17 protein-coding genes and 1 riboswitch are annotated in these 18,065 nt (G+C 75.0%); of the genes, 16 read left to right on the forward strand and 1 reads right to left on the reverse strand.

Features of this window, described 5'->3' with window-relative positions; genetic code table 11:
* The first annotated feature begins 90 nt into the window (after positions 1 to 90).
* A riboswitch (FMN riboswitch) is annotated at positions 91 to 216 on the forward strand.
* Positions 217 to 374: 158 nt separating this feature from the next.
* The 7 genes from ribD to GWJ10_RS13030 all read left to right on the forward strand — a co-directional run bounded on the left by ribD (position 375) and on the right by GWJ10_RS13030 (position 5,861).
* A complete protein-coding gene (ribD, locus tag GWJ10_RS13000) occupies positions 375 to 1,520 on the forward strand; it encodes a bifunctional diaminohydroxyphosphoribosylaminopyrimidine deaminase/5-amino-6-(5-phosphoribosylamino)uracil reductase RibD (RefSeq protein WP_241005797.1) in 1,146 nt (381 codons plus the stop codon).
* Entirely contained in the window at positions 1,520 to 2,143 is a 624-nt protein-coding gene (locus GWJ10_RS13005; protein ID WP_163187883.1) for a riboflavin synthase, read from the forward strand. The genes ribD and GWJ10_RS13005 overlap by 1 nt, the downstream gene beginning before the upstream one ends.
* Entirely contained in the window at positions 2,140 to 3,567 is a 1,428-nt protein-coding gene (ribB, locus tag GWJ10_RS13010; RefSeq protein WP_241005798.1) for a 3,4-dihydroxy-2-butanone-4-phosphate synthase, read from the forward strand. Before GWJ10_RS13005 ends, ribB begins: the two co-directional genes overlap by 4 nt.
* Positions 3,564 to 4,031, forward strand: coding sequence for a 6,7-dimethyl-8-ribityllumazine synthase (gene ribH, locus GWJ10_RS13015; protein WP_163187885.1), 468 nt, complete (start codon positions 3,564 to 3,566; stop codon positions 4,029 to 4,031). Before ribB ends, ribH begins: the two co-directional genes overlap by 4 nt.
* 73 nt (positions 4,032 to 4,104) lie before the next feature.
* A complete protein-coding gene (locus tag GWJ10_RS13020; RefSeq protein WP_024839663.1) occupies positions 4,105 to 4,368 on the forward strand; it encodes a phosphoribosyl-ATP diphosphatase in 264 nt (87 codons plus the stop codon).
* Positions 4,369 to 4,477: 109 nt separating this feature from the next.
* Positions 4,478 to 5,332 carry an ATP phosphoribosyltransferase gene (hisG, locus tag GWJ10_RS13025; RefSeq protein WP_009865157.1) on the forward strand — a complete coding sequence of 285 codons (855 nt, stop codon included), beginning with the start codon at positions 4,478 to 4,480 and terminating at the stop codon, positions 5,330 to 5,332.
* Between the two features lie 46 nt (positions 5,333 to 5,378).
* Entirely contained in the window at positions 5,379 to 5,861 is a 483-nt protein-coding gene (locus GWJ10_RS13030; protein ID WP_009865158.1) for a PH domain-containing protein, read from the forward strand.
* Between the two features lie 125 nt (positions 5,862 to 5,986).
* Here GWJ10_RS13030 and GWJ10_RS13035 read toward each other — a convergent pair whose 3' ends face one another.
* Complete coding sequence (locus tag GWJ10_RS13035) at positions 5,987 to 7,888, reverse strand: DEAD/DEAH box helicase (RefSeq protein WP_085387970.1); 1,902 nt, start codon at positions 7,886 to 7,888, stop codon at positions 5,987 to 5,989.
* A 409-nt stretch (positions 7,889 to 8,297) separates the two neighbouring features.
* Between GWJ10_RS13035 and GWJ10_RS13040 the strand changes: the two genes are divergently transcribed.
* From GWJ10_RS13040 to GWJ10_RS13080, 9 genes are all read left to right on the forward strand, one after another.
* Positions 8,298 to 8,918 carry a CDP-alcohol phosphatidyltransferase family protein gene (locus GWJ10_RS13040; RefSeq protein WP_034656174.1) on the forward strand — a complete coding sequence of 207 codons (621 nt, stop codon included), beginning with the start codon at positions 8,298 to 8,300 and terminating at the stop codon, positions 8,916 to 8,918.
* On the forward strand, positions 8,915 to 9,883 hold the full coding sequence (locus GWJ10_RS13045) for a DUF881 domain-containing protein (RefSeq protein ID WP_241005799.1): 969 nt from the start codon (positions 8,915 to 8,917) through the stop codon (positions 9,881 to 9,883). Before GWJ10_RS13040 ends, GWJ10_RS13045 begins: the two co-directional genes overlap by 4 nt.
* On the forward strand, positions 9,880 to 10,212 hold the full coding sequence (locus GWJ10_RS13050; protein WP_021483549.1) for a small basic family protein: 333 nt from the start codon (positions 9,880 to 9,882) through the stop codon (positions 10,210 to 10,212). Before GWJ10_RS13045 ends, GWJ10_RS13050 begins: the two co-directional genes overlap by 4 nt.
* A gap of 2 nt (positions 10,213 to 10,214) precedes the next feature.
* Entirely contained in the window at positions 10,215 to 11,627 is a 1,413-nt protein-coding gene (locus GWJ10_RS13055) for a DUF881 domain-containing protein (RefSeq protein ID WP_163187887.1), read from the forward strand.
* 174 nt (positions 11,628 to 11,801) lie between these two features.
* Positions 11,802 to 12,284: an FHA domain-containing protein gene (locus GWJ10_RS13060; protein WP_021483194.1), complete on the forward strand. Its 483-nt coding sequence runs from the start codon at positions 11,802 to 11,804 to the stop codon at positions 12,282 to 12,284.
* A 2-nt stretch (positions 12,285 to 12,286) separates the two neighbouring features.
* Positions 12,287 to 13,042, forward strand: coding sequence for a MerR family transcriptional regulator (locus GWJ10_RS13065; RefSeq protein ID WP_061267299.1), 756 nt, complete (start codon positions 12,287 to 12,289; stop codon positions 13,040 to 13,042).
* A 124-nt stretch (positions 13,043 to 13,166) separates the two neighbouring features.
* On the forward strand, positions 13,167 to 13,640 hold the full coding sequence (locus GWJ10_RS13070) for a bifunctional nuclease family protein (RefSeq protein ID WP_024839673.1): 474 nt from the start codon (positions 13,167 to 13,169) through the stop codon (positions 13,638 to 13,640).
* Between the two features lie 212 nt (positions 13,641 to 13,852).
* Positions 13,853 to 14,443, forward strand: a complete 591-nt coding sequence (locus GWJ10_RS13075; RefSeq protein ID WP_021482353.1) for a MerR family transcriptional regulator — start codon at positions 13,853 to 13,855, stop codon at positions 14,441 to 14,443.
* A 186-nt stretch (positions 14,444 to 14,629) separates the two neighbouring features.
* Positions 14,630 to 18,028, forward strand: a complete 3,399-nt coding sequence (locus tag GWJ10_RS13080) for a pyruvate carboxylase (RefSeq protein WP_163187889.1) — start codon at positions 14,630 to 14,632, stop codon at positions 18,026 to 18,028.
* Positions 18,029 to 18,065 lie beyond the last annotated feature (37 nt).

Genomic DNA, 18,065 nt, shown 5'->3' on the forward strand with positions numbered 1-18,065 from the left:
GGGAGCGGGCGAGAACGCGTCGGACCGTCGGTCGCGCCCGCGCGGAGCGCACCCGGAGTAGCATCGGCGGTTGCAGAACGCAGTACGCACGAACGTGCTCCGGGGTCGGTGCAATTCCGAGCCGGCGGTGACAGTCCGCGACCCGCGCCCACGCGCGGTTGACCTGGTGGAACTCCAGGACCGACGGTGAAAGTCCGGATGGGAGGAAGCACGTGCGGCGTGGCCACGCCTCGGCGCGTGGTGCTCCGGCGACCCGCCGGTGCACCCGTCCGGGACGGTGACGGCCTCGCCGTGGTGAGCGACGCCGTCGAGCCCTCGTGGCTCGACCCGCCGCCCGCCCTCACCCCGGAGCGCCCGTGCCCGGGAGGAGGACGATGGGCGAGCACCCCCGCACCCTGACGGTCGACGACGCGATGACGCGCGCGCTCGAGCTGGCGGCCCGAGGGCCGGCGCACGGGCCGAACCCCCGGGTCGGGTGCGTCCTGCTGGGCCCTCCGCCCGGCGCGACCCTGCCCGACGGCGCCGCGCCCGGTTCGATCGACCCGCACCCGCGGCCCGTGCTCGCCGAGGGGTGGCACCGTGGCGCGGGCACGCCGCACGCCGAGGCGGCGGCCCTCGCGGACGCCCGGGAGCGCGGCGTCGACGTCGCCGGCGCGACGGCGGTCGTGACGCTCGAGCCGTGCGCCCACACCGGTCGCACCGGCCCGTGCGCCGACGCGCTCGTCGCCGCAGGCGTGGCGGAGGTCGTGCTCGCCGTCGACGACCCGAACCCCGTCGCCACGGGCGGCGCGCACCGGCTGCGTGCCGCGGGGGTCCGCGTCGTGCGCGGCCTGCGCGCCGCCGAGGGCGAGGAGCTCCTGCGGGTGTGGCTCACGGCCGTCCGGCGCGGCACGCCGTACGTGACGCTCAAGACGGCCACGACGCTCGACGGCTACGTGGCCGCCCAGGACGGGACGAGCCGGTGGATCACCGGGCCCGCAGCGCGCGAGCACGCGCACCGCGTGCGGGCGGAGGTGGACGCGATCGTCGTCGGCACGGGCACGCTCCTGGCCGACGACCCCGAGCTCACGGCGCGGGTGCGCGGCCACGGCCCCTCCCACGACGCGGCGCACGACGCCGCGAGCGCCGCGCGTCTGGCGGAGCACCAGCCGTTGCGGGTGGTCGTGGGCCTGCGGGGGATCCCGCCGGCGGCGCGGGTCCGCGGGGAGGGTAGCGAGCTGGTGCACGTGCTGACGCGGGACGTCGGTGAGGTGCTGGAGCGGCTCGCGGAGCGCGAGGTGCGGCACGTGCTGGTGGAGGGCGGTCCGACGCTGGCGACCGCGTTCCTGGCCGCGGGGGCGGTGGACGAGCTGCACGCGTACGTGGCGCCGGTGCTGCTGGGGAGCGGGCGGCGGGCGGTGGACGGGTTGGGTGTGGCGACGATCGCCGACGCGCACCGGTTCCGCACGGTGGAGGTGAGGCGTGTCGGGGACGACGCGCTGGTGGTGTCCAGGAAGAGCACGGAAGGACGGGTGGGTTGATGTTCACGGGGATCGTGGAGGAGATCGGCAGGGTCCGGGGGATCGCGTTCCCGGGTGGCGTGGGGGAGGACGCGGTGCTCACGGTCGAGGGGCCGCTCGCGGCGTCGGACGCGGGGCTCGGTGACTCGATCGCGGTGAACGGGGTGTGCCTGACGGTCACGAGCCTCGGGGGCGACGGGTCGTTCACGGCGGACGTGATGCCGGAGTCGTTGCGGCGGACTGCGCTGGGTGACCTCGTGGCCGGGTCGCCGGTGAACCTGGAGCGGGCCGTCCGGGCGGACGCGCGGCTGGGCGGTCATGTCGTGCAGGGCCACGTGGACGGCGTCGGCACGCTCGTGAGCCGCGCGCCGGGGGAGCGGTGGGACGACCTGGTGCTCTCCGCGCCTGGGGGTCTGACGCGCTACGTGGCGGAGAAGGGCTCGATCGCGGTGAGCGGGGTGTCGTTGACGGTGACGCACGTGGACGACGAGACGTTCGGCGTCTCGCTGATCCCGACGACGCTCGAGGCGACGATCCTCGGGCGACTGGTGCCGGGCGACCGGGTGAACCTCGAGGTGGACGTGCTCGCGAAGTACGTCGAACGCCTGCTGGTGTCCGGCGTGGTCCCCGGGAGCGCGTCGTGACGGGCGCGGGGTCCGCGAGCGCCGCGGTGCCGGAGGGGTCGGGGGGCGTGCGGCTGGGGTCGGTGGAGGAGGCGTTGGCGGCGATCCGGGCGGGGCGTCCGGTGCTGGTGGCGGACTCGCCGGACCGGGAGAACGAGGCGGACGTGGTGTTCGCGGCGCAGGGGGTGTCGGCGGAGTGGGTGGCGTGGACGATCCGGCACTCGTCGGGGTACCTGTGCGCGCCGATGCCGGCGGCGCGGGCGGACGCGTTGGAGCTGCCGTTGATGGTGCCGCACAGCCAGGATCCGCGGCGGACGGCGTACACGGTGACGGTGGACGCGGCGACGGGGGTGTCGACGGGGATCTCGGCGGAGGACCGGGCGCGGACGTTGCGGGTGCTGGCGGACCCGGGGTCGGGTGCGAGTGATCTGATCCGGCCGGGTCATGTGCTGCCGTTGCGGGCGGTGCCGGGGGGTGTGCTGCATCGTGCGGGGCACACGGAGGCCGCGGTGGACCTGGTGCGTCTGGCGGGGAGGGGTGAGGTCGGGGGTATCGCGGAGCTGGTGCACGACGACGGGACGATGATGCGTCTGGGGGACGCGGCGGCGTTGGCGGAGCGTGACGGGTTGGTGCTGATCACGATCGCGGACCTGGTGGCGTGGCGGCGGGTGCACGACCCGGCGCCTGCGGTGGCCATGGAGGTGCCGGGTCGGGAGGCGGTGGCGCGGCGGGTGCACCGCACGGCTTCGGCGGAGCTCCCGACGGTGCACGGCCGGTTCCGGGTGGTGGGGTACCGGGACCTGCGTACGGGGGCGGAGCACGTGGCGCTGGTCCCTGCGGTCGCCCCTGCTGGTGCCTCGGGTCGGGGTGAGGCTGGTGCGGAGGCCGCGAGCGCCGTCGGGACGGAGGTGGTGCCGGTGGTGCGGGTGCACTCGGAGTGCTTGACGGGGGACGCGTTCGGGTCGTTGCGGTGCGACTGCGGTCCGCAGCTGCAGGCGGCGTTGGGGCGGGTCGCGGCGGAGGGGGGTGCGGTGGTGTACCTGCGGGGGCACGAGGGTCGGGGGATCGGGTTGCTGGCGAAGATCGGGGCGTACGAGCTGCAGGACGCGGGTCTGGACACGGTGCAGGCGAACCTGGAGCTGGGGTGGCCGGTGGACCGTCGGGAGTACGGGGCGGCGGCGGCGATCCTGGCGGACCTGGGGTTGTCGCGGGTGCGGTTGCTGACGAACAACCCGGCGAAGGTGACGGGTCTGGTGGCGTCGGGCATCGACGTGGTGGGGGCGGAGCGGATCGAGGTGGGTCACGGGGAGCACAACCGGGCGTACCTGGTGACGAAGAAGGTGGCGATGGGTCATCTGCTGGACACGGTGGAGGTCCCGGACGGGGCTGTCCTGGTGGAGCCGGGCGACGAGCCGGGTACGGAGACGAAGGAGGACGAGGGATGAGCGGGGCAGGTGCGCCGACGGTGAGCGTGGACGGGTCGGGGCTGCGGGTGACGGTGGTCGCGGCGAGCTGGCACACGGAGGTGATGGACGGGTTGCTGGCGGGCGCGCGGCGGGCGTTGGCGGCGGCGAACGTGTCGCACGTGAGCGTGGTGCGGGTGCCGGGGTCGTTCGAGCTGCCGGTGGCGGCGGCGCGTGCGGTGGAGCACGGTGCGGACGCGGTGGTGGCGGTGGGGGTGGTGATCCGTGGGGGGACGCCGCACTTCGAGTACGTGTGCCAGGCGGCGACGTCGGGTCTGACGGACGTGAGCGTGCGCACGGGGGTGCCGGTGGGGTTCGGTGTGCTGACGTGCGACGACGAGCAGCAGGCCCTGGACCGGGCGGGCCTGGAGGGGTCGCGCGAGGACAAGGGTGCGGAGGCCGCGGAGGCCGCGGTCGCGACGGTCGTGGCGCTGCGCGACCTCTGACGGGGGCGGTCGGGGCGTGCCCGCTGGGCGGACACGCCCCGGCCGGGTCCGGGCGGCGGATACCCTGGAGCCCGTGAAGACGTTCGAGTCCCTGTTCGCGGAGCTGTCCGAGAAGGCCACGACGCGACCTGCCGGTTCCGGCACGGTCGCTGAGCTGGACGCCGGCGTGCACGCGATCGGGAAGAAGGTGGTCGAGGAGGCCGCCGAGGTGTGGATGGCCGCCGAGTACGAGGGTGACGTGAAGACGGCGGAGGAGATCTCCCAGCTCCTCTACCACCTGCAGGTCCTCATGCTGGCGAAGGGTCTGAGCCTGCAGGACGTGTACGAGCATCTGTGAGCGGCCGCGCCGGTGAGCGTCCCCGCTCCCGGCCGCGAGCGCCGCTCGCCCCTCGCTCGTCCCTGCTGTTCCCCTCTTCCTGCCCGATCCCCTGAACGAAGGTCCTGTCATGCTGCGTATCGCCGTCCCCAACAAGGGGTCCCTGTCCGAGCCTGCCGTCGAGATGCTGCGCGAGGCGGGGTACCGGCAGCGTCGTGACCCGCGCGAGCTGGTGCTGGCGGACCCGGACAACGACGCCGAGTTCTTCTTCCTGCGCCCGCGCGACATCGCGGTGTACGTGGGGTCGGGCACGGTCGACGTCGGGGTCACGGGTCGGGACCTGCTGCTGGACTCGGGCGCGGACGCGGTGGAGCACATGCAGCTCGGGTTCGGGGGGTCGACGTTCCGCTACGCGGCGCCGGCGGGGACGATCACGTCGTTGGAGCAGGTGCAGGGGCTGCGGGTCGCGACGTCGTACGAGGTCCTCGTGGAGGGGCACCTGCGGGCGCACGGGGTGGACGCGACGGTGGTGCACCTGGACGGTGCGGTCGAGTCGGCGGTGCAGCTCGGGGTGGCGGACGTCGTCGCGGACGTGGTCTCGACGGGCACGACGCTGCGGGGCGCCGGCCTGGAGGTGTTCGGCGACCCGATCCTGGTGTCGGAGGCGGTGCTGATCCGGCCGCGCAAGGTTGCGGAGGCGGACGTCCCGGCGGGGGTGGAGGTGCTGTCGCGTCGTCTGCAGGGGGTGCTGACGGCGCACGAGTACGTCCTCATGGACTACGACGTGCCGGTGTCGCTCGTGGACCGTGCGGTCGCGATCACGCCGGGCCTGGAGTCGCCCACGGTGTCTCCGCTGCACGACCGGGACTGGGCGGCGGTGCGGGCGATGGTGCGCCGCGACCGCACGAACCAGGTCATGGACGCCCTGTACGACGTGGGTGCGCGCGCGATCCTCGTGACCCGGATCCACGCCTCGCGCCTCTGACCTCGTGCCGCCGGTGGGTGGTCGGCGGGTGTGAGACGGTGGCGGCATGAGCACCGACCCGTTCCCCGACCCCGGCCTGCCGGGCGACCGCGACGACGACCCGTACCGCACGTTCCGGCCCCGGTTCGGGCTGGTGTCGGCCTGGGCGACGGGCGTGGTCGTCGTCGGCGGGTGCGTCGTGGTGGGGCTGTCCGCGACGGGGCCGCTCGGCACGTCGTGGGTGAACCGGCTGTCCATCGCGGCGTTCGCGCTGTTCGCGGCGTGGCTGCTGTGGCGCCTGGGCGGCGTGCACGCCGTCCCGACGCGCGAGGGCCTGCGGGTGCGCAACGTCATCTACACGCGCCGCCTCGCCTGGCCCCAGATCGTGTCGGTCCGCTTCGGCTCCGGCGACGCGTGGGTGCGCCTCGACCTCGCGGACGGGTCCACCCTCGCCGTCATGGGCATCCAACGGGCCGACGGCGCCCGGGGCGAGGCGGAGGCGCGTCGCCTCGCCGCCCTGGTGAAGGCGCACGGCGAGGCCCACGAGTAAGCACCGCAGGCGCGCGGCTACCGTTCCCGCGCCACGGTCACCCCGCACCGACGACGACGGCCCCCGGATCGAGGAGATCCGGGGGCCGTCGTCGTGCGCCGGCGGGGCTGCCGTCGGCGGAGCGGTCAGAACGCGGCGCGGTGGCGCGGCTTGCGCTCGCCCCGGTCGTCGGCACGGTCGAACCGGTCACGACGCTCGTCACGACGACCCGACGGGCCGTGCCCGGCACGCGGGCCCCGGGACGCGGGCGCGCCCTCGTCGAGACGGATGCGCAGCGCCTTGCCCGCGACCCGCGCCCGCGAGATGCGGTCCATCGTGTCCGCGTCGAGCGGCGCGGTGATGTCCACGAGCGAGAACGACGGGAAGATGTCGATCTTGCCGACGTCCGACCCGGCCAGACCCGCCTCGTTCGTCAGCGCGCCCACGATCCCGCCCGGCATCACGCCGTCCTTGTGCCCCACCGACAGGCGGTAGCGCGTCCCGACGGCGTCGCGGCGGATACCGCGCGTCCCGTCGCCCTCGCGGCGGCCCGACGCACGGTCGCCGCGCGACGGACGCTCGCCCGCGCGCTCCGTACGACGCGCCTTCGACTGCTCGCGCGCCGCGGCCCGCTCCGCCTCGAACCGCTCCTGCTCCTCACGGGCACGCGGACCGTCGTCACCGACCGCGAGCGCCGCCATGGCCGCGGCGAGGTCGACCGGGTCGACGTCGTGCTCGGCGAGGAAGGTGCGCACCATGTCGGCGTACATCGACAGGCGGCCCGCCTCCTGGCGGGCGGGGACCTGCCCGAGCAGGGCCCGCACCTTGTGCGCGGACACGTCCGCGGGGGAGGGGATCTCGATCTCCTGCAGCGGGGTGCGGGTCGTGCGCTCGATCGCGCGCAGGCGCCCGCGCTCGTGCGGGGTGACGAAGCTCAGGGCCTCGCCGGTGCGGCCCGCGCGGCCGGTGCGGCCGATGCGGTGCACGTACGCCTCGGGCTCGCCCGGCAGGTCGAAGTTCACGACGAGACCGATGCGGTCCACGTCGAGACCGCGCGCGGCGACGTCGGTCGCGACGAGGACGTCGAGCGCCCCGGAGCGCAGGCGCTCCACGATCCGCTCGCGCTCCTTCTGCGCGACGTCGCCCGAGATGGTCGCGGCCGAGATGCCGCGCTCGACGAGCGCGGACCCGACCTCCTCCGCGGCGCCGCGCGTGCGGGTGAACACGATCGCGGCCTCGGCGTCGGACGTGGCGAGCACGCGCACGAGGGAGCCGGTCTTGTGGCGGAACGGCACGACGGCGTACGTCTGGCGCACGCTCGTCACCGTGGAGGACTGCCGCGCGACGGCGATCTCGACCGGGTCGGTGAGGTGCTCGTTCGCGACGCGGCGGATCGGGGCGGGCATCGTCGCGGAGAACAGCGCGACCTGACGCTCGCGCGGCGCGCGGGAGAAGATCGTGTCGACGTCCTCCGCGAAGCCCATGCGCAGCATCTCGTCGGCCTCGTCGAGCACGAGGAAGCGCACGTCGTCGAGCACGAGGGTGCCGCGCTCGATGTGGTCGATGACGCGCCCCGGCGTGCCGACGACGACCTGCGCCCCGGCCGCGAGCGCCCGCTGCTGCGGCTGGTAGGGCGAGCCGCCGTACACGGCGACGACGTCGACCTTGGGCAGGTGCGCCGCGAACGACTCGACGGCGTCGGCGACCTGCATCGCGAGCTCGCGCGTCGGGGTGAGGACGACGGCCTGCACGCGCCGCAGCGTGGGGTCGATCGCGGCGAGCAGCGGGAGGCCGAACGCGGCGGTCTTGCCGGTGCCGGTCTGCGCGACGCCGGTGATGTCGCGGCCCGCGAGGAGCGCGGGGATGGCCTCGGCCTGGATCGCGGACGGAGTGACGAACCCGAGGTCGGCGACGGCGCGCTCGAGGGGCGCGGGCAGGCCGAGGTCGGAGAACACGGGGCCGGTGGGAGCGGTCTGCTCCGCGACGGCGGGGGAGGTGTCGGTGGAGTGGTCGAGGGCGTGCGAGGGCGCGACGACGTCAGCAGTCATGAAAGGGTGAGGACCGTTCGTTTCGGGGTGTGGAGTGGCGTGCGGTCACCGGGTCGGTTCTCGCAGGTCGCACTCCCGAACACACCAGGCCGGCCACCGCCACGATCGGGGAGATCAGGGGGGTCGGCCACTCTCACGGACACACGCGGGACGAGCGACGAACTCCAAAGGTCCACCCATCGTACCGGAGGGCGCGGGCGGGCCGCGGGGCCGGGCCCGGTGACGTCCCTCACCCGCACCCGCCCCGCCGGTGCCCGGCCCGCCCCGGACACCGGGCGAAGCGGGTGATTTCGGGCCCTGCGGGGCGCCGCGCCGCGAAATGAGGGCCCAGGTCACCGGGGCCGGTACGTAGGATGGTCGCGCGCGGCAGGTCGCCGCGACGGCGCGACGCGAGCACGGGGCGGTGGGTGTGACGGCAGGGCAGCAGGTCAGCTCGCGCGTCCTGACCGTCCCGAACGTCATCAGCCTCCTGCGGCTGCTCCTCGTGCCCGTGTTCGCGGTGCTCATCGTGCGCGGCGACGACGTGTGGGCCCTGGTCGTCCTCGCGGTGTCCGGGGCGTCGGACTGGCTCGACGGCGTGCTCGCGCGCCGCCTGGACCAGGTGAGCCGCCTCGGGCAGATGCTCGACCCCGCCGCCGACCGCCTCTTCATCCTCGTCACCCTCCTCGGGCTCGCGTGGCGCGACGTCGTGCCCGTGTGGCTCGTCGTCGCGATCGTCGCGCGCGACGTCCTGCTCGCGGGACTGCTGCCGCTGCTCGCCCGCCACGGCTACGGGCCGCTGCCCGTGAGCTTCGCGGGCAAGGCCGGCACGTTCGCCCTGCTGTACGCGTTCCCGCTGCTGCTCCTCGCGGAGATGCCCGGCTGGCTCGGCGACGTCGCCGCCGTCACCGGGTGGGCGTTCACCTGGTGGGGCGTGGGCCTGTACTGGCTCGCGGGCGCGCAGTACGTGCTGCAGACCCGGGCGCTCGTCCTGCGCGACCGCGCCGCCCGCACCGACCGGCCCGGGACCGCGACGAAGGAGACGCCGTGACCGACACGCGACCGGACCAGCCCGCCGCCGCGCGCCGCGCACCCGTGGACGCGTCCATGACCCTCCTCAACGAGGTCATGCACCGCCCCCTCGACCCCGGGTACGCCGCCGCGGCCGCGCGCCGCGCCGCCGGGCAGACCCCGCACCGGGGGCGCGCCGGCACCGTCGCGCTCGTCGCCCTCGCCGTCGTCCTCGGCATCGTCACCACCGCCGCCGCCGTGCAGCTGCGCGCCCCGCAGCCCGGCGTCATCGCCGCACGCGAGACCCTCGAGCAGGAGATCCTCGAACGCCAGGCCACCGCCGAGGAGCTCTCCGCGCGCGGCGCGGAGCTGACCGGGGAGATCGAGCAGCTCCAGGGCGCGGCCCTGAGCGGCGCGAGCGCCGACGTGCTCGACAGCCTCCAGGAGGAGGGCGCGCTCACCGGGACGCAGCCCGTCGAGGGCCAGGGTGTCGTCGTCACCCTCGACGACACCGGCGGCGGCCTGTCCTCCGGGGCCACCGACGCGAGCTCGCTCGTGCACGACTCCGACCTGCAGCGCGTCGTCAACGCCCTGTGGGCCGGCGGCGCCGAGGCCGTCGCGATCAACGACCAGCGCCTGACCGGCCTGTCCGCGATCCGCAGCGCCGGCGACGCCGTGCTCGTCGACCTGCAGCCCCTCGTCGGCCCCTACCGCGTCGAGGCGATCGGGGACCCCGACGCGATGCGCACCTCGCTCCTGCGGTCCGGCACGTCGGACTTCCTCCAGCTCCTCGGCACCCAGTACGGCATCCGCTCCGGCGTGACGACGCAGAGCCGCCTCGACCTGCCCGGCCGGTCCGCGCCCACGCTGTTCTTCGCGCACGCCCCCGAGACGACCGTAGACTCCGACGCACCCGCCGAGGAGAGCGGCCCCGCGCCGGGCACGACCGACGGGTCCGGGACCCCATCCGCACCGCACGAGACAGGGCAGGAGATCGTCGAATGATCGCAGTCGTCGGACTGGTGGTGGGCATCGTCGCGGGCCTCGTCCTGCAACCCACCGTGCCCGTGTCGCTGCAGCCCTACCTCCCCATCGCCGTCGTCGCCGCCCTCGACGCCCTGTTCGGCGGCCTGCGCGCCCGGCTCGACGGCCTGTTCGACGACAAGGTCTTCCTCGTGTCGTTCCTGTCGAACGTCGTCGTCGCCGCCCTCATCGTGTTCCTCGGCGACCAGCTCGGGGTCGGCAGCCAGCTCTCGACCGCCGTCGTCGTCGTCCTCGGCATCCGCATCTTCTCCAACGCCGCCGCGATCCGGCGCCACATCTTCAAGGCGTGAGCATGAGCCGCGACCCCCGCGACCAGGCTCCGGGCGACCGGCCCGAGCACCCCACCACGCCCGCGGACGGTGACGACGCCGCCGTCGGCACCCCCGCCGTCCCCGGCACCGAACCCGGGACCGACGACGACGCGCGCGACACGGAGCCCGTCCCGCCCCGCACCGACGCCTCCGACGAGGACGCCGCAACCCCCGCCGAGGGCGACCCGGGCCCGGGTGCGCCGTCCGGCGCGCCCCACGACGACCCGGACGACCCCGCAGCGGTCCCCGGCGACCCCACGACGCCGAGCGACGCACCGGCAGCCCGCGACCAGACCACGGTCACCACCGACCACCACGAGGACGACGGCAGCACCGCGGCCGGCACGACCCCGACCGGTGCCGCGCCGGGCGACACGCCCGTGCCGAGCGACCCGGGCACCAGCGACCCGGGCACCCCGGCGTCGAGCGACCCCACCGTCCCGGGCGCCGCCGCAGCAGCGGGGGAGCGCCCCGCACCCGACGACCGCACCGACCAGCCCGACGACCCGCGCACCGCCACCACCGCGCCGGACCGCCCGACGCCGGGCGCGACGACCACCCCGGCAGCCGCGGCGCCCGAGCAGGACGCCGAGACCTCGCCCACCGCCGAGCCGGACCCGGTCACCGGGGCGACGGCCGCCGTCGGGCGCCACGGCACCCCCACCCAGCCCGAGCCGCGCGGGCTGCGCGGCCTCGGCCGGGCGATGCGCCCGCGCGCGTCGCGCTCCCAGGTCATGGTCGGCGTCCTGTGCGCGCTGCTCGGCTTCGCGCTCGTCGTCCAGGTGAGCCAGACGCAGGAGGACCAGCTGTCCTCCCTGCGCCAGAGCGACCTCGTACGCCTGCTCGACGACGTCACCCAGCGCTCCGGCGAGCTCGAGGACCAGGTGTCCTCGCTCGAGGCCACGCGCGACGAGCTGCAGTCCGGCTCCGGCCGCGAGCGCGCCGCGCTCGAGCTCGCCGAGCAGCAGGCCGAGACGCTCGGCATCCTCTCGGGCCGGCTCCCCGCCGAGGGCCCGGGCGTCCAGATCGAGGTCGTCGAGGGTGCCGAGCCGCTCAAGGCGTTCGGCCTGTTCAACGTGCTGGAGGAGCTGCGCAACGCGGGCGCCGAGGCCATGGAGGTCAACGGCGTCCGCCTCGTCGCCAGCAGCTACTTCGAGGACACCTCCGACGGCGTGGTCGTCGACGGGCAGGTGATCTCGTCCCCGTACCGTTGGACCGCGATCGGCGACCCCTCGACGCTCGAGACCGCGCTCGAGATCCCCGGCGGCGCCATGGCCTCCCTGCGGGCCGACGGCGCGCGCACCACCGTCACCCAGCAGGACCAGGCCGAGGTCACCGCGACCGTCGAGCCCCGCGCACCCCGGTACGCGACCCCCGTCCCCGCCGACGAGTGACCCGGCTTCCCGCGGGCCCACGGGCCGGGGTAGGTTGGGACGACCGAGGGTCGCACGCACCGCGTGACCTGCAGGTGTAGTAGTTTTCGAGCACCAGTTTCCCGCACCCGGGGCTCGCCCCCCGGTGCGGTTTCCGAGCTCGAGCACGACGTGCGTGAGCCCCGAGGAGGCGTGATGAGTGTCCCAGGCGGTCCTGAGGTGCCGAACCGGGCGACCAGCGACACGACGGTCAGCTTCGGCCGGATCGAGGCCCCGATCGAGGAGGGCGTGCAGCCCGGGGGCCTGAGCCCCGAGGAGCACGCCGCCGTCGCCGCCCTGCCCCGCCACTCGGCCCTGCTCATCATGCAGCGCGGCCCCGGCCAGGGCTCGCGCTTCCTCCTCGACGCCGAGCGCACCGTCGCCGGGCGCTCCGAGCACGCCGACATCTTCCTCGACGACGTCACCGTGTCCCGCAAGCACGCCGAGTTCGTGCGCGAGGGCGAGCACTTCGTCGTGCGCGACGTCGGGTCCCTCAACGGCACCTACGTGAACCGCAGCCGGATCGACGCCGTCGCGCTCGGCACGGGCGACGAGGTCCAGATCGGCAAGTACCGGCTCACGTTCCACGCCAGCCCGCACGCGGCGGCGTCGGCGGGCGGCGCGGCCTCCCCGTCGTGAACATGTCGACCGGCGCCGCGCACGCCACGGCCCCGGAGCCCGCGGACGGGCCCGAACCGTGGCCCCAGGGGATCTCGCGCCGCGCGACCATGCGCATCTCCGACGTGCTGCGCGCGCTGCGGGCCGAGTTCCCCCACGTCAGCCACTCCAAGCTGCGCTTCCTCGAGGAGCAGGGCCTCATCGAGCCCGTGCGGACCGCGTCGGGCTACCGCCAGTACAGCCCCGCCGACGTCGAGCGGCTCCGGTTCGTGCTCGTCGAGCAGCGTGACCGCTACCTGCCGCTGAAGGTCATCAAGGACCGCCTCGCCGCGCTCGACGCCGGGACCGACGCCGAGACGCTCGCCCCCCGCCTCGCGACCACCGACGGCGAGCCCGGGTCGGCCGCCGTCCGCCAGCGCTACACCGTCGACGCGCTCGTCTCGGCCGCCGGGGTCGAGCGCGAGCTCGTCGAGGGCCTCATCGAGGCCGGCGTGCTCCGCCAGGCACCGGGCGGGCAGCTCGACGCGCGCTCGCTCGACGTCGTCGTGCTCGCCGCCGGCCTCGCGGACTACGGCATCGAGCCCCGCCACCTCCGCTCCCTGCGCACCGCCGCCGACCGCCACGTGAGCCTCGTGCAGCAGGTCGTCTCGCCGTGGCGCGGGCAGCAGAGCCCGTCCGCGCGCGCCCACGCCGGCACCGTCGCGTCCGAGGTCGGCGAGCTGTGCGCGCAGCTGCACACCGTCTTCGTGCGCCAGGGCGTCGACGACCTCACCCGCTGACGCCCGCACCCGCCCCGCCGCACCTCCCGCGGCGCCCTCCGCGTGTCGCGCGCACGCCCGGTGCGCACCCCCTGCCGGATGCCGGGCGGAGTCGTACGGTGGTGGAGTGAGCGACGACGTCCCGATGGTCCCGGTGGAGGTGCTGGGGGTCCGTCAGCAGCAGCGCGACCAGGAGATCGTGGTGCTGCTGCTCGACGACGCGTCCGAGCTCGTGGTGCCGATCGTCATCGGCCCGCGGGAGGCGAGCGCGATCGCCATGGCGCAGGCAGGGCTGCCCACGCCGCGGCCCATGACGCACGACCTGCTGCGGGACCTGCTCGACGCGGTGGGCGTGCGGCTCGAGCGGGCGGAGATCGTCGCCCTCGACGGCGGCATCTTCTTCGCCGAGCTCGTGCTCAGCAACGGCGTGCGGCTCGACTCGCGCGCGTCGGACGCGATCGCCGTCGCGGTGCGCACCGGGAGCCCGGTGCTGTGCTCGGCGGAGGTCGTGGCGACGGCGGGCGTCGAGGTCGTCGACGTCGCGCAGCAGGAGGAGGTCGAGAAGTTCCGCGACTTCCTCGACCACGTCCAGCCCGAGGACTTCTCGGTGGACGAGTAGAGCGGTCCCGGTGCGTGGCGGCCCGACCCTCGGGTCGCGGTCGAGGCTTCGGGACACACCGGACAAGACAGACCTTCGAGCTCAGGTCGAGGGTTCAGCGGTCGACGCGACGACGTGGCGGGCGCGACACGCCCGCACCCCCGGGGCGTCGGTCGTTGACGGCCCCGGACGGCGCCCATAGTTTGGTCGTGACATCACCCCAGGAGGCGACAGTGAACAGCAGCGGTGAGGCGAGCGTCGGTGTCGGCGCGGCAGTTCCGCAGGGCGCGCAGGGCCTCCTCTTCGGGGAGGACATCACCGAGCAGGACACCACGACCGGCTACCGCGGCCCGACGGCGTGCCGCGCGGCAGGCATCACGTACCGCCAGCTCGACTACTGGGCCCGCACCGGCCTCGTCGAGCCCACCGTCCGCCCGGCCTCCGGGTCGGGCTCGCACCGCCTGTACAGCTTCCGCGACATCCTCGTGCTCAAGGTCGTCAAGCGCCTGCTCGACACCGGGGTGTCGCTCCAGCAGATCCGCACGGCCGTCGAGCACCTGCGCGAGCGCGGCGTGGACGACCTGGCGCAGATCACCCTCATGAGCGACGGCGCGAGCGTCTACGAGTGCACCTCGCCCGACGAGGTCGTGGACCTCGTCCAGGGCGGCCAGGGCGTGTTCGGGATCGCCGTCGGGCGCGTCTGGCGCGAGGTCGAGGGCACGCTCGCCGAGCTGCCGACCGAGTCCCTCGAGGACGAGGACGGCACGGCGACGAGCCCGCAGGACGAGCTCGCCCAGCGCCGTCAGGCCCGCACCGCGGGCTGACCCTCGCCCGGCCGGACCACGGGCGGGCCGACCGCGAGCGCCGGGGCACCCCCGCGAGGCGTGTGGACCTCGTCACAGCGGGTGCGGTGACCCGTCCGGCGACGCCGTGGGAGGATCGCCCGGTACGCGGTGCGTGGCGCCCTCCCCGGCCCGACGACGCCGCCACGCTCGACGGATGGAGTGCCGGTGTTCTCGAAGGTCCTGGTCGCCAACCGCGCGGAGATCGCCGTCAGGGCGTTCCGCGCCGCCTACGAGCTGGGGGCCCGCACGGTCGCGGTGTTCCCGCAGGAGGACCGCAACTCCGAGCACCGGCTCAAGGCCGACGAGGCGTACCTCATCGGGGAGCCCGGCCACCCGGTGCGGGCGTACCTGGACATCGAGGAGATCGTGCGCGTCGCCCGGGAGGCGGGCGCGGACGCCGTCTACCCGGGGTACGGCTTCCTCTCGGAGAACCCCGACCTGGCGCGCGCGTGCGCGGAGGCCGGGCTGACGTTCGTCGGGCCGCCGCCGGAGGTGCTCGAGCTCGCGGGCAACAAGGTGCGGGCGCTCAAGGCGGCGCGCGAGGCGGGCCTGCCGGTGCTCGCGTCGAGCGAGCCGTCGGCGGACGTCGACGAGCTCGTGGCCGCTGCGGACGAGATCGGGTTCCCGGTGTTCGTCAAGGCCGTCGCGGGCGGTGGCGGTCGGGGGATGCGGCGTGTCGACGTGCGCGAGGACCTGCCGGAGGCGCTGGCTGCGGCGATGCGCGAGGCGGACGGCGCGTTCGGTGACCCGACGGTGTTCCTGGAGCAGGCGGTGCTGCGGCCGCGGCACATCGAGGTGCAGATCCTGGCGGACGGCGCGGGGAACGTCGTGCACCTGTACGAGCGGGACTGCTCGTTGCAGCGTCGTCACCAGAAGGTCATCGAGATCGCGCCGGCGCCGAACCTCGACCCGGCGGTCCGGGACGCGCTGTGCGCGGACGCGGTGCGGTTCGCGCGGCACATCGGGTACCAGAACGCGGGCACGGTCGAGTTCCTCGTCGACACGGTGGGCGAGCGTGCGGGGCAGCACGTGTTCATCGAGATGAACCCGCGCATCCAGGTGGAGCACACGGTGACCGAGGAGGTCACGGACGTCGACCTCGTGTCCGCGCAGATGCGGATCGCGGCGGGCGAGACGCTGGCGGACCTGGGCATCCGGCAGGAGGACGTGCGCGTCAACGGCGCGGCCCTGCAGACCCGGATCACCACGGAGGACCCGGCGAACGGGTTCCGTCCCGACACGGGCCGGATCATCGCCTACCGGTCGCCGGGCGGGGCGGGTGTCCGGCTCGACGGGGCGACGGCGACGGCGGGGTCGGTCGTGTCGGGCCACTTCGACTCGATGCTGGTGAAGCTCACGTGCCGGGGGCGGGACTTCCCGACGGCGGTGCGGCGCGCGCGTCGTGCGCTGGCGGAGTTCCGCATCCGCGGCATCCGGACGAACATCCCGTTCCTGCAGGCGGTCCTCGCCGACCCGGAGTTCGTCGCGGGCAACGTGGCGACGTCGTTCATCGACGAGCGGCCCGAGCTGCTCGCCGCGCGCGAGAGCGCGGACCGGGGCACGCGCCTGCTCGCGTACGTGGGGGACACCACCGTCAACCGGCCGCACGGGGACCCGCGGGTCACGAGCGACCCGGCGGCGAAGCTGCCGCCGTTCGACCTGACGGTCGCGCCCCCGCCCGGGTCGCGCCAGCAGCTCCTCGAGCTCGGCCCGGAGGGGTTCGCGCGGGCGCTGCGGGGCGAGCAGCGGCTGCGCGTCACGGACACGACGTTCCGCGACGCGCACCAGTCGCTGCTCGCGACGCGGGTGCGCACGCACGACCTGGCGGCCGTCGCGCCGTACGTGGCGCGGGCGACGCCGCAGCTGTGGTCGGTCGAGGCGTGGGGCGGGGCGACGTACGACGTCGCGCTGCGCTTCCTCGGGGAGGACCCGTGGGAGCGGCTCGCGACCCTGCGTGCCGCGATGCCGAACCTCGCGATCCAGATGCTGCTGCGCGGTCGCAACACGGTCGGGTACACGCCGTACCCGACGCGCGTCACGGAGGCGTTCGTCGAGGAGGCCGCGGCGACGGGCATCGACGTGTTCCGCATCTTCGACGCGCTCAACGACGTCGACCAGATGCGTCCCGCGATCGAGGCCGTGCGCGCGACCGGCACGACGGTCGCGGAGGTCGCGCTGTGCTACACGGGCAACCTGCTCGACCCGGCCGAGGACCTGTACACGCTCGACTACTACCTGCGCCTCGCGGACCGCATCGTCGACGCCGGTGCGCACGTCCTCGCGATCAAGGACATGGCCGGGCTGCTGCGGCCCGCCGCCGCGAGCCGGCTCGTGACCGCGCTGCGCGAGCGGTTCGACCTGCCCGTGCACCTGCACACCCACGACACGTCCGGCGGGCAGATGGCCACGCTGCTCGCCGCCGCCGCGGCGGGCGTCGACGCGGTCGACGCCGCGAGCGCCGCGATGGCGGGGACGACGAGCCAGCCGCCGCTGTCGGCGCTGGTCGCCGCGCTGGAGCACACCGAGCGCGACACCGGGCTGTCGCTGGCGGCGGTCGCGGACCTCGAGCCGTACTGGGAGGCGGTGCGCCGCGTGTACGCGCCGTTCGAGTCGGGTCTGCCCGGGCCGACGGGGCGCGTGTACGAGCACGAGATCCCGGGCGGTCAGCTGTCGAACCTGCGTCAGCAGGCGATCGCGCTGGGCCTGGGGGACCGGTTCGAGCAGATCGAGGCGATGTACGCGGCCGCGGACCGGATCCTGGGGCGGCTGGTGAAGGTGACGCCGTCGTCGAAGGTCGTGGGCGACCTTGCGCTGCACCTCGTGGCGGCGGGCGCGGACCCGGCGGAGTTCGCGGCGGACCCGCAGTCGTTCGACATCCCGGACTCCGTGGTCGGGTTCCTGGGCGGCGAGCTGGGCGACCCGCCCGGTGGCTGGCCGGAGCCGTTCCGGTCGCGTGCGCTCGCCGGCCGTGCGGCGCGCGCGGGGGTCACGCCGCTCTCGGCCGAGGACGAGGCGGAGCTCGGGCAGGAGGGCGAGGTGCGCCGTCGTCGGCTCAACCACCTGCTCTTCGCGGGGCCGACGAAGGAGTTCGAGCAGGTGCGCCAGGCGTACGGGGACGTGTCGGTGCTCGACACCCCCACGTACCTGTACGGGCTGGAGCCGGGCCAGGAGGTCGCGGTCGCGCTCGGCAAGGGCGTGCGCCTGCTCGTGGGCCTCGAGGCGATCGGCACGCCCGACGAGCGCGGGATGCGCACGGTGATGTTCACCCTCAACGGCCAGCTGCGCCCGATCCAGGTGCGCGACCGCGCGGTGGACGTGGACGCGCGCACCGCCGAGAAGGCGGACCCGACCCAGCCCGGCCAGGTCGCGGCACCGTTCGCGGGTGCGGTGACACCGGTCGTCGTCGTGGGCGACGTCGTCGAGGCGGGGCAGACGGTCGCGACCGTCGAGGCGATGAAGATGGAGGCGGCGATCACGACGCCCGTCGCGGGCACGGTCCAGCGGGTCGCGATCGGCGCGGTGCAGCAGCTGGAGGGCGGCGACCTCGTCCTCGTGGTGGGCTGAGGGGCCGGTCCCGCACGGGCGGGGCGGGCAAGGACGA

Origin of the sequence: Cellulosimicrobium sp. SL-1 (assembly GCF_011033075.1) — a bacterium.
GTDB classification, from domain to species: domain Bacteria; phylum Actinomycetota; class Actinomycetes; order Actinomycetales; family Cellulomonadaceae; genus Cellulosimicrobium; species Cellulosimicrobium funkei.

Excerpts from the sequence above, each read along its gene's own strand:
- ribD (WP_241005797.1), top strand. The coding sequence starts at position 375 with ATGGGCGAGCACCCCCGCACCCTGACGGTCGACGACGCGATGACGCGC.
- GWJ10_RS13005 (WP_163187883.1), top strand. The coding sequence starts at position 1,520 with ATGTTCACGGGGATCGTGGAGGAGATCGGCAGGGTCCGGGGGATCGCG.
- ribH (WP_163187885.1), top strand. The coding sequence starts at position 3,564 with ATGAGCGGGGCAGGTGCGCCGACGGTGAGCGTGGACGGGTCGGGGCTG.
- hisG (WP_009865157.1), top strand. The coding sequence starts at position 4,478 with ATGCTGCGTATCGCCGTCCCCAACAAGGGGTCCCTGTCCGAGCCTGCC.
- GWJ10_RS13030 (WP_009865158.1), top strand. The coding sequence starts at position 5,379 with ATGAGCACCGACCCGTTCCCCGACCCCGGCCTGCCGGGCGACCGCGAC.
- GWJ10_RS13035 (WP_085387970.1), bottom strand. The coding sequence starts at position 7,888 with ATGACTGCTGACGTCGTCGCGCCCTCGCACGCCCTCGACCACTCCACC.
- GWJ10_RS13050 (WP_021483549.1), top strand. The coding sequence starts at position 9,880 with ATGATCGCAGTCGTCGGACTGGTGGTGGGCATCGTCGCGGGCCTCGTC.
- GWJ10_RS13055 (WP_163187887.1), top strand. The coding sequence starts at position 10,215 with ATGAGCCGCGACCCCCGCGACCAGGCTCCGGGCGACCGGCCCGAGCAC.
- GWJ10_RS13060 (WP_021483194.1), top strand. The coding sequence starts at position 11,802 with ATGAGTGTCCCAGGCGGTCCTGAGGTGCCGAACCGGGCGACCAGCGAC.
- GWJ10_RS13065 (WP_061267299.1), top strand. The coding sequence starts at position 12,287 with ATGTCGACCGGCGCCGCGCACGCCACGGCCCCGGAGCCCGCGGACGGG.
- GWJ10_RS13070 (WP_024839673.1), top strand. The coding sequence starts at position 13,167 with ATGGTCCCGGTGGAGGTGCTGGGGGTCCGTCAGCAGCAGCGCGACCAG.